Source organism: Aeromonas sp. ASNIH8 (assembly GCF_002919855.1).
Taxonomy (GTDB): Bacteria; Pseudomonadota; Gammaproteobacteria; order Enterobacterales; family Aeromonadaceae; genus Aeromonas; species Aeromonas caviae.
The window spans coordinates 1-10,075 of record NZ_PQLN01000125.1 but is presented as its reverse complement, the minus strand read 5'-3'; the positions used below and the strand labels follow the sequence as shown (position 1 = coordinate 10,075).

The window sequence follows — 10,075 nt, the reverse complement described above, 5'->3', positions numbered from 1 at the left end:
GGGGAAGGTTTCACGACCAGGCCGGCAACGGGCTCCGGCTTCTCTTGCAGAGGGGAGGCGAGGGGCGGTCATGAAAAAAGCCGGCACTGGGCCGGCTTGGATGCGTGGGATGCCACTTAGTGGGCGGAGGCGCCGGAGGCACCGAGCCCGGTCTGGGATCTGACGAACTGCGGGAAGAACTTCGCATGCTCGTCGGAGGCTGCCTGGGACTTGTCGGTGACCGAGAAGAACCAGATCCCGATGAAAGCCAGCCCCATGGAGAAGAGCGCCGGGTATTCGTAGGGGAAGATGGCCTGGGCATGACCCAGCACCTTCACCCAGACGGTGGGGCCCAGGATCATCAGGGTCACGGCGCTGATGAGACCGAGCCAGCCGCCATAGACGGCGCCACGGGTGGTCAGGCGCGACCAGAACATGGAGAGGAAGAGCACCGGGAAGTTGCAGCTCGCCGCGATGGAGAACGCCAGGCCCACCATGAAGGCGATGTTCTGCTTCTCGAACAGGATGCCAAGGCCGATGGCGACCACACCCAGTACCAGGGTGGTCATCTTGGAGACGCGCAGCTCGTCGGCCTCGTTGGCCTTGCCTTCCTTGATGACGCAGGCATAGAGGTCGTGAGAGACCGCGGAGGCCCCCGCCAGGGTCAGCCCGGCCACGACCGCCAGTATGGTGGCAAACGCCACGGCGGAGATGAAGCCCAGGAACAGGCTGCCGCCCACCGCATCGGCCAGATGGACCGCCGCCATGTTGGTGCCCCCCAGCAGGGCGCCGGTGGCGTCCTTGAAGTCCGGGTTGGTGCTGACCAGCAGGATGGCGCCAAAGCCGATGATGAAGGTGAGGATGTAGAAGTACCCGATGAAGCCGGTGGCATAGAACACCGATTTACGGGCTTCCTTGGCATCGCTCACGGTAAAGAAGCGCATCAGGATGTGGGGCAGACCTGCGGTACCGAACATCAGGGCCAGCCCAAGGGAGATGGCGGAGATGGGGTCGGCGACCAGGCCGCCCGGGCTCATGATGGCCGCACCATTGGCATGCACCTTGACCGCTTCGCTGAACAGGGTACCGACGTCGAAGTTGACGGACTTCATCACCATGATGGCCATGAAGGAGGCACCGGAGAGCAGCATCACCGCCTTGATGATCTGTACCCAGGTGGTGGCCAGCATGCCGCCGAACAGCACGTAGAGCACCATCAGGATGCCGACCAGCACCACGGCCACGTGGTATTGGAGGCCGAACAGCAGCTCGATGAGCTTGCCGGCACCGACCATCTGGGCGATGAGGTAGAGGGCGACCACCACCAGGGAGCCGCTGGCGGAGAGGCTGCGCACCGAGGTCTGCTTGAGGCGGTAGGAGGCCACGTCGGCAAAGGTGTACTTGCCGAGGTTGCGCAGCCGCTCCGCGATCAGGAACAGGATGATGGGCCAGCCCACCAGGAAGCCGATGGAGTAGATGAGACCGTCGTAGCCCGAGGTATAGACCAGGGCGGAGATGCCGAGGAAGGAGGCGGCGGACATGTAGTCACCGGCGATGGCCAGACCGTTCTGGAAGCCGGTGATGCGCCCGCCGGCGGCATAGTAGTCGGAAGCCGAACGGTTGCGCTTGGAGGCCCAGTAGGTGATGAACAGGGTGGCGGCCACGAAGACCACGAACATCACGATGGCCGAGATATTGAGGGGTTGGCGTTGCACCTCGCCGCTGATGGCGTCGGCCGCCAGCAAGGGGGTGGAGATCAGACCTGCCAGCGGCAGCAGAAACTTGCCTTTCATGATTGCGCTCCCTTGAGGATCTTCTGGTTCAGCTCGTCGAACTCGCCGTTGGCACGAAATACGTAGATACCGGTCAGCACGAAGGCCGATACGATGAGACCAATCCCGACCGGGATGCCACGGGTGATGCTGGAGCCTTCGCTCAAGGGGGTGCCAAGCCAGCCCGGTGCAAAGGCGATGAGCAGGATGAACGCCAGGTAGAGCCCCAGCATCAGGATGGAGAGGGTCCAGGCAAAACGCTGGCGTTTGGCGACCAGTGCCTGGAAGTTGGGATCTTGCTGGATCCGAAGATACGGTTGCTGTTCCATTGCAGTTCTCCATGACAGTGAATGTCAGCGGTGGATGAGGGGTTCCCTACCGGACAGCACGGCTGTCCATGTAAGCAAAATGTGAATTAAATGTTATCTCCGAACAATTAGACTTTGGGATAAGCCAGCGGGCCGCCCTGATGCAGGCGTACAAAGACAAGGGCGGCGGTGACGGCATCGCTCAGGGCGTCGTGGGGGGGCAGGGCTGGCAGCGCCAGATGGCGACAGATCGCGGCCAGGTGCAGATCGATGGCGGCATCGGGATAGCGGCGATAGAGGTGATCGTGATAGAGGCGGCTCACCTCGATGCCGCGCTGGGGCAGGGTGAGCCGCCACAGCCGTTGGCAGGCGAGGTTGAGAATGCGCAGGTCATAGGCGATGTGATACCCCACCAGCTCACGGGGGCCGATGAACTCCAGCAGCGCGCGCAGCGCGGGCTCCAGTGCCATTCCCTGTTGCAGATCCTGATGGCGCAGGCCGTGGATCACCACGGACCCGGCGTTCAGGCTGGCGGGAGCCTGGACCCGGATGGCAAGGGCATCGCCCGTCTTTATCCGGTTGCCCCGGATGCGCACCGCCCCGATGGAGACGATCTCCGCCAGCGCCGGATCCAGGCTGGTGGTCTCGAAGTCCAGCGCCACCCACTCGTCGCCAGCAGGGCGGGCAAAGAGCGGGGCAAACTCCCCCTCCCGAAACGTCCTGCCAAACCAGCGGCGGCGCCAGTGCATCCACATCGCTATTGCCTAAGACGAAAGTGCAAGGTGAGCCATTGCTGGAACTTCTTCACCTGGTGCAGGGCATGGCGCAGCAGATCCCGCTCTGCGGGGCCGAGGTCTGCCACCCGCACCCGTCCGTCTCCCTCCTGCAACTGGCTGCGCAGCCGAAGCCGCATGAACAGCCGGAAGGCCTCCGCCAGATTGGTGCCATAGTCCCGGCTGAGGCGTCCCTGGCCCACCAGGGCCTCGATGCGCCCCGTGGTCGAGGTCTCCAGGATCCCCGCCTCCAGGGAGAGCACCCGGACGCCGTGGACAAGGGGGAAGAGGCCGCCCCGCTTGAGATCCAGCCCCTCCGGGGCTTGCTCCAGCCTGCCAAAGAGGGTGAGGGGGGCGTGAAAGGCGACGGCGGCCCTTGCCATCTCCGCCAGCAGATCCGGCCGGTCGGCGAGGCAGGCCCGCAGGTGGCGGGCGACGGGGGCGAGCCGGGCGCGATCTCCCGTGATGGCCTGGGCATCGGCCAGGGTGGCGAGCCAGAGCAGATCCGCTTCGCTGGCACGCACACAGGCCTGCTCTATCCCTTGCAGCCAGCCGTCAAGCGGCTTCACCCAGGCCGGGTTGTTGACCATCACCCTGCCCGGGCAAGGGGGATAACCCAGGCGCGCCAGCAGGGCGCTGAAGGCGGCCAGATCCGCCGACTGGGTGGGCCACGGCAGGCCATCCGGCAGGATCAGGGCATTATCCTGATCGGTTTTCTGGATCTGCTCGCCACGCCCCTCCGACCCCAGCATCAGCAGGCACACCTGCTCTTGCTGCGCCGCGGGGATCACCAGGGAAAAGGCCTTGGCGATCAACTGCTCGTTGATGGTGGCGATGAGCTTCATCAGGAACAGGGTGTGGATCCCCTGGGCAAACAGGGAGCGAATGAGCTGCTGCTGCTCCCGGGCGACCGCCTCGAGGGCGGCCGGGGAGTCGGCGCGGGCGATGCGCAGGGTCAACACATGGGAGTGGGTGGAGAAGAGCCCGAGTACCTGGGTCAGATGCAGGATGCCTGCCACCTCCTGCCCCTGCCAGATGACCAGGCGCTTGATGCGGTGGCGGGTCATCAGCAGCAAGGCATCGAACAGATAGCTCCCCAGTGGCAGACCCGTCAGCGGGGTGGGGGTCAGCACCGCCAGCGGCGCACTGAGCGGCAATCCCTTGAGGGTGAGGGCGTGGAGCAGGGTCTTGCGGGTTGCCAGGCTCAGGCTGCCGTCTGCTCCGGGATAGAGCAGGCAGTCGGTGCCCCTGGCCACCATGGCCTCGGTGGCGGCCAGGAGCGAGAGGCTGTTTTCCACGATGAGCGGCGCCTGCAGATGGTCGGGAGCGATGCGGGTCAGGATGAACTCCGCCAGATTCTGCTGTCCGAGCTGGCTGCGCCGCTCCTGCTCGCGTTGGCGCTCCGCCAGGGTGGCGGTGAAGTAGCGGGCGATATGGGGGTGTGCGTCGCACAGGGCCAGAAAGACGGGGCGGGGAATGAGCTGGCAGAGGGTATCTTCCAGGGCGGCGAAACGGTGGCGGCAGTGCCCGTCAAACTGGGCACGGACGTCGAACATGTCCCCCTCGCCATAGTCCCCAAAGGATTGATGGGGGGCAGACTCTTCCACGGCCCCCTTGATGATGAGGTAGAGCCCGGCGGGCTCCTCCCCGGCGTGCTGCACCGTCTGGCCCGCGCGAAAGTAGCAGATGCTGAGGTGCTGACCGAGCCGCTGGCGTGCCTCCTCGTCCAGGCCGTCGAACGGTGGACGGGCAAAATTGAACAGAAGTGACATGACAGGCTCCACCGTGACCATGGGGCCAGTCTGACAAAGGCTCCACCACCGGGCCAGCCGACTTTAGTCGCAGGCCCGGGGCTGCCTCCCTGTACCTGCCCATAACACTCTGGTAACGTTGTGGTATGACCAGTTGAATCAAAGGACGAAGACGGAGATGGAAAAGCCAAGGGTCAAATGGGTGTTTCAGGAGGGGATCGCCGAGGTGATGCTCTGCCGGGGGGACAAGCTCAACGCGCTGGATCGGGCCATGTTCGACGCCATCGACGAGACGCTGAACGCAGTATCCCGGCAAAAAGGGCTGCGGGCCGTGATCCTGCACGGGGAGGGGCGGGCGTTCTGCGCCGGGCTGGATGTGAAATCCATGCTGAAGCAGCCGGTGGCGCCGCTGGAGATCCTCAAGCGCGAGGCGGACGAGGCGACCAACCTGGCCCAGCGGGTGGCCTATGGCTGGCATCAACTGCCGGTGCCCGTGATTGCGGTGACCCAGGGGGTCTGTTTTGGCGGCGGCCTGCAGATAGCGCTCGGCGCCGATTTTCGCTTCAGCACCCCGGATTGCCGCTTCTCGGTGATGGAGATCAAGTGGGGCATCATCCCCGACATGAGCGGCAGCGTCACCCTGCGCAACCTGATGGGGATGGATACCGCCATGGAGCTTGCCATGAGCGGGCGCGAGCTGGAAGCGAGCGAAGCCAAGTCCCTCGGCCTGGTGAGCCGGGTGTGCGCGGATCCCCTGGAAGAGGCGCGGGCCTTTGCCCGGACCCTGATCACCAAGTCGCCGGATGCGCTGGCGGGGATCAAGCAGCTCTACACCCAGGCCTGGGCTCGCAGTGACGAGGCCATGCTTAAGGAAGAGACCCGGTTGCAGAGGCTGATCCTGGGGCGCCCCAACCAGTGGCGGGCGACCCTCAACAGCCTGTTTCGCTGGCGCCTGCCATTCGGACCGCGACGCAACGCGCTTTGAACCCCTCACCTATCCAACACAAATGAAAATGGCAGCCGAAGCTGCCATTTTGCATTGTGCCGTCTGATTACTTGGCAACGGTATCCGGGTCCGCCTCGAAGGGGTGGCCGGTTTGCTCGCGCATCAGGTTTACTTCGGCGCGGTTTTCAATCCAGTAGTCCGCGTTCTTGATGCCGAGCTTTTCCGGGTGGAACACGGGATCCAGACCCTTGGCCAGCTGTGCCTCGTAGTCTTTCAGACAGGCGAAAGCCGGCTTTTGCAGCATCAGGATGGCACCGATGTTGAGCCAGGCCATCAGGCCGACCCCGATGTCACCCAGGCCCCAGGCCAGATCGGCGGTCTTGACGGTGCCGTAGACGGTGGCAGCCATCAGCGCAATCTTCAGCAGGAAGGTGAGCCAGGGGCGGTTAATCTTGCGGTTGACAAAAGCGATGTTGGTTTCGGCGATGTAGTAGTAGGCCACGATGGTGGTGAAGGCGAAGAAGAACAGGGCGATGGCGACGAAGTAGTTGCCAAAGCCTGGCATCATGCTTTCCATGGCGGTCTGCACATAGCCGGGGCCCGCCGCGATGCCGGCGATGCCGGTATAGATGGCGGCACCGTCCGGCCCCTGCACGTTGTACAGGCCGGTGATGAGCAGCATAAAGCCGGTGGCGGAGCAGACGAACAGGGTGTCGATGTAAACGGAGAACGCCTGCACCAGGCCCTGCTTGGCCGGGTGGCTCACCGCCGCGGCGGAGGAGGCGTGGGGGCCAGTCCCCTGAGCGGCTTCGTTGGAGTAGACGCCGCGCTTGACACCCCACATGATGGCCAGACCCAGAATGGCGCCGAAGCCGGCTTCCATCCCGAAGGCACTCTTCCAGATGAGCAGGATCACGCCCGGCAGTTGGCCGATGTTCAGGGCGATGATGACGCAGGCAACGATGATGTAACCCAGCGCCATGAAGGGCACCACGGTACTGGCGAAGTTGGCGATGCGTTTGACGCCGCCGAAGATGATGAAACCGAGCAGCAGCGCCAGACCGGCGGCGGTGACGTTGGGATCGATGTCAAAGGCGGTCTGCAGGCTGGAGCCGATGGAGTTGGCTTGTACGCCCGGCAGCAGCACGCCGCAGGCGAAGATGGTGGCGATGGCGAAGGTCCAGGCATACCACTTCATGCCCAGGCCCTTCTCGATGTAGAAGGCCGGGCCGCCGCGGTATTCACCGTTGATCTTCTCCTTGTAGACCTGGCCCAGGGTGGACTCCACGAAGGCGGAGCTGGCGCCGAGGAAGGCGACCATCCACATCCAGAACAGGGCGCCCGGGCCGCCGAAGGTGATGGCAGTGGCCACACCGGCGATGTTGCCGGTACCGACGCGACCGGCCAGGGTCATGGAGAGTGCCTGGAAGGAGGAGACACCGGCATCGTTGCCCTTGCCCTGAAACATCAGGCCTATCATGCCTTTCAAGTGACGCAGTTGCAGGAAACGGCTGCGCAGGGAGAAGTAGAGGCCTACCCCCAGACACAGATAGATGAGCGCAGGGCTCCAAATCACGCCATTGATGGCATTGACGATCTCATTCATGTACAACAACTCCTTTGTTGCGCTGTCTTGGCGAGGTCTGTGCCTCGCTGCCCTAACATTGAAATATATGGTGACCAAGGGGGTCACTCAGGATTGTGCGGGACTTTCGACTGGTTAGTCCGCGGGATTTAACATATCGGTTTGTTCAGGGCCTTCCTAGTGAAAAGTGTTGTGACTTTGTTAATTTGTGAATTGACATTAACAAATGGTGAATGGAACTGGACAAGATTCGGTACATACCCATCATCTGCCGCTTTGCCATGCCCAGAGGGCTGATTGAGGTAATGCAAATAGGAGGCCAGGAGTGGCAACAAGGGAAAACAGATACATCATTCGCCTCGCCGGGGAGGAAGATGGGGCCGGATTGACGGGGTTGTTTGGCCAGCTGGGCTACCCCAACCCTGACGGGGCGGTCAGCGCCAGGCTGGCCCAGCCCGATCCGGCGCGGGAGGTACTGCTGGCCCTGTGCGAGGGGATCCCGGTGGGGGTGCTGGTGTGGCACCACTTGCAACCCATGCACCTTGCACCAGCCTGGGGCCTGATCTCGGCGCTGGTTGTCGATGAGAGTGCAAGGGGAGGGGGCATCGGGGCCCTGCTGCTGGCGGCGGCAGAGCAGCGGGCGGCAGCCCTGGGGTGCGGCCAGCTGGAGCTCTCCAGCAGCCTCAAGCGCGAAGGGGCGCACCGATTTTATCTGGCGCAAGGGTATTGCGAGCGTCCGAAACGTTTTGTGAAAGCTGTCTGATTGGCAAGAGGAGTCCGTGTGTTCTGGTCCAGGTTGAAAGAGGTATTGGGTGGTGCATCTCCCCGGGAGCCCCGTCTCCCCGAAGAGCAGGAGTGGCGCGAGGCGCTGGCGGCGGTGCCCATCTTACAGGGGCTTGAAGAAGAAGAGGCGCAGAAGTTGATGGAGCTGGCGCGCCATTTTCTCTCGCGCAAGACCCTCACCCAGATCGGGGTGGAACTGACGCCCCGCCAGCAGGGGGTGCTGGCCCTGCAGGCAGTGCTGCCCATCCTGCACCTGGGGTTCGATTGGTATCGAGGTTTCCACGAGGTGATCATCATCCCCGAGCCCGTGACCCGTCGTCAGGAGGTGCAGGACGAGTTCGGGCTGGTGAGCGAATTTGAAGAGGAGAACGCCGGTGAATCCTGGCCCCAGGGGCCGCTGGTGCTGGCCTGGAGCGAATTGCAGCAGGACGGGGACTGGGACGGATTCAACCTGGTGATCCATGAGCTTGCCCACAAGCTCGACATGCTGGGAGGGGATGCGGACGGTGCACCGCCCCTGCCGCGGGGCATGGATCCCCAGCAATGGACCCGGGCGCTGCAAGGTGCGTTTGACGAGATGAACGATCAGTTGACCAGAGAGGAGGTGACCGAGATAGACCCCTACGCCGCCTCGCACCCCGCCGAATTCTTCGCGGTGTGCAGCGAGAGCTTCTTCACCGATCCGTTGCGTCTGCGCGCCGTCTACCCCGCGGTCTATGACCAGTTCGCTCGCTTCTACGGCCAGGATCCCGCCGCCCGCTACCCGGCCACCCGGTTGCTGGCGGGAGATCCCGGAGCGCAGGGCTGACCGGCACTGTGTCCGGGCGGCAGAAACACAAAAGGCACCCGAGGGTGCCTTTTTCGTGACAGCGATGTCGCCGGGTGCTTAGGCAGCGGCTTTGAGCTGGGCGGGAGCGGCTTTCTTCTGCTCGCCGATGGGTAGCACGGTGCGACCGAACTGCTCGTTGATCACGGTGGCCATGGCCAGGTAGATGGCGCTGGCGCCGCAGATGATGCCTTCGAAACCTGCGATGGTGCCGATCAGGGTGCTGCCGGTGAAGTCACGGGCGGCCAGCAGGAAGAACAGCACGGTCAGGGAGGCGAACACGAACTGCTTCACGCGCGGGAAGTTGATGGTGCCTACCAGCATGAACAGGGTGAACATGCCCCACATCAGCAGATACCAGCCCATGTAGGCGTGGGGAGTGGCTTCGGCCAGACCCATGCCCGGCATCATCAGCAGGAACACCAGGCTCCACCAGAAGGTACCGTAGGAGATAAAGGCGGTGACACCGAAGGTGTTGCCACGCTTGTACTCCATGATGCCGGCGATGATCTGGGCCAGACCGCCATAGCACAGACCCATGGCCAGGATCATGGCGCTGATGGGGAAGAAACCTGCGTTATGGATGTTCAGCAGAATGGTGGTCATACCGAAACCCATCAGACCCAGAGGGGCAGGGTTGGCCAATTTTTCGCTCACGTGGTGTTCTCCAACAATAGAGGTGGGGTTGATAAAAGACGCGCGATTTTAGGCAGGCTCAGGGTCCCGGGCAAGGGGGGACACACAGAAATGGTAAAAAAAGAACACGAAAGTTTAAGTGACCAACTATTCGTGCCATTCAGGTAGACGAGTGGTGAATGAAAAACGTTTTCAACGTTGCGATTTTGTATAAAAGGCACCTTGGCATGAAAGTCGGCAACGATGGTGGTGACTGGGATTGGTGAGGGAAACGCGCCCCGGATGGTCGCGTCATGGCGGCTTGATTGAAAAATGAGTTCATATGCCATCAGACCGGAGTGTTTCCCTCCTGTTTGTGGCCCATGGGCCTCCCGTATCGCTTGCCATCGCAGTGTCCGTTGCGCTCCCCATTTTCTCGTCAACCCCGCGCTCGCCACCGTGTTCCCTACACAAGGGCGGGGCGCCTGAGAAACCCGCAAGCGCGCCGTGTTGACTGCCACGGGCGAAAGGGGCGCAAGATTAACGGGCAGGATCAGAGGCTGCCCTTGTCAAAAAGCCAGAGGCGGGATGGGCCATGGGCCCAGATGACAAAAACCGAGACGCAAGAGGTTGGGCCAAGGGATTGCCCTGTGGCCGGAGGCTTCAACATGCAGACACGGCAGCAAGGGGGGCCAGTGAAGAGGCTGCGAAATGTAAGGGGGGGCGGGGGGTTGGGC

Annotated in this window: 9 protein-coding genes; 3 read left to right on the top strand and 6 right to left on the bottom strand. The window is 63.0% G+C overall.

Annotated elements, in window-relative coordinates; translation table 11 throughout:
- Positions 1–116 precede the first annotated feature (116 nt).
- From C3418_RS21135 to C3418_RS21120, 4 genes are all read right to left on the bottom strand, one after another.
- A complete protein-coding gene (locus tag C3418_RS21135) occupies positions 117–1,772 on the bottom strand; it encodes a cation acetate symporter (RefSeq protein ID WP_039039048.1) in 1,656 nt (551 codons plus the stop codon).
- Complete coding sequence (locus tag C3418_RS21130) at positions 1,769–2,080, bottom strand: DUF485 domain-containing protein (RefSeq protein ID WP_039039049.1); 312 nt, start codon at positions 2,078–2,080, stop codon at positions 1,769–1,771. Before C3418_RS21130 ends, C3418_RS21135 begins: the two co-directional genes overlap by 4 nt.
- A 107-nt stretch (positions 2,081–2,187) precedes the next feature.
- Entirely contained in the window at positions 2,188–2,814 is a 627-nt protein-coding gene (locus C3418_RS21125) for a 3'-5' exonuclease (RefSeq protein ID WP_103859217.1), read from the bottom strand.
- Between the two features lie 2 nt (positions 2,815–2,816).
- Positions 2,817–4,604 (bottom strand): putative nucleotidyltransferase substrate binding domain-containing protein, encoded by a 1,788-nt coding sequence (locus tag C3418_RS21120; RefSeq protein WP_103859216.1) that lies wholly within the window; start codon positions 4,602–4,604, stop codon positions 2,817–2,819.
- Between the two features lie 157 nt (positions 4,605–4,761).
- Here C3418_RS21120 and C3418_RS21115 point away from each other — a divergent pair, with 157 nt between their 5' ends.
- The gene (locus C3418_RS21115) at positions 4,762–5,568 is read left to right on the top strand and encodes a crotonase/enoyl-CoA hydratase family protein (protein ID WP_103859215.1); all 807 of its coding nucleotides are present in this window, start codon (positions 4,762–4,764) and stop codon (positions 5,566–5,568) included.
- Positions 5,569–5,635: 67 nt separating this feature from the next.
- Here C3418_RS21115 and C3418_RS21110 read toward each other — a convergent pair whose 3' ends face one another.
- Positions 5,636–7,135, bottom strand: a complete 1,500-nt coding sequence (locus C3418_RS21110) for a sodium:alanine symporter family protein (protein WP_103859214.1) — start codon at positions 7,133–7,135, stop codon at positions 5,636–5,638.
- A 328-nt stretch (positions 7,136–7,463) separates the two neighbouring features.
- On the opposite strand from C3418_RS21110, the gene C3418_RS21105 reads away from it, so the two are divergent.
- Complete coding sequence (locus C3418_RS21105; RefSeq protein ID WP_103859218.1) at positions 7,464–7,877, top strand: GNAT family N-acetyltransferase; 414 nt, start codon at positions 7,464–7,466, stop codon at positions 7,875–7,877.
- An 18-nt stretch (positions 7,878–7,895) separates the two neighbouring features.
- Complete coding sequence (locus C3418_RS21100) at positions 7,896–8,705, top strand: zinc-dependent peptidase (protein ID WP_103859213.1); 810 nt, start codon at positions 7,896–7,898, stop codon at positions 8,703–8,705.
- Between the two features lie 78 nt (positions 8,706–8,783).
- Here C3418_RS21100 and C3418_RS21095 read toward each other — a convergent pair whose 3' ends face one another.
- Positions 8,784–9,380, bottom strand: coding sequence for a GPR1/FUN34/YaaH family transporter (locus C3418_RS21095; protein WP_045524779.1), 597 nt, complete (start codon positions 9,378–9,380; stop codon positions 8,784–8,786).
- Between the last annotated feature and the right edge of the window lie 695 nt (positions 9,381–10,075).

Coding starts and splice junctions, on each gene's coding strand:
- C3418_RS21135 (WP_039039048.1), bottom strand. CDS start 1,772: ATGAAAGGCAAGTTTCTGCTGCCGCTGGCAGGTCTGATCTCCACCCCC.
- C3418_RS21130 (WP_039039049.1), bottom strand. CDS start 2,080: ATGGAACAGCAACCGTATCTTCGGATCCAGCAAGATCCCAACTTCCAG.
- C3418_RS21125 (WP_103859217.1), bottom strand. CDS start 2,814: ATGTGGATGCACTGGCGCCGCCGCTGGTTTGGCAGGACGTTTCGGGAG.
- C3418_RS21120 (WP_103859216.1), bottom strand. CDS start 4,604: ATGTCACTTCTGTTCAATTTTGCCCGTCCACCGTTCGACGGCCTGGAC.
- C3418_RS21115 (WP_103859215.1), top strand. CDS start 4,762: ATGGAAAAGCCAAGGGTCAAATGGGTGTTTCAGGAGGGGATCGCCGAG.
- C3418_RS21110 (WP_103859214.1), bottom strand. CDS start 7,135: ATGAATGAGATCGTCAATGCCATCAATGGCGTGATTTGGAGCCCTGCG.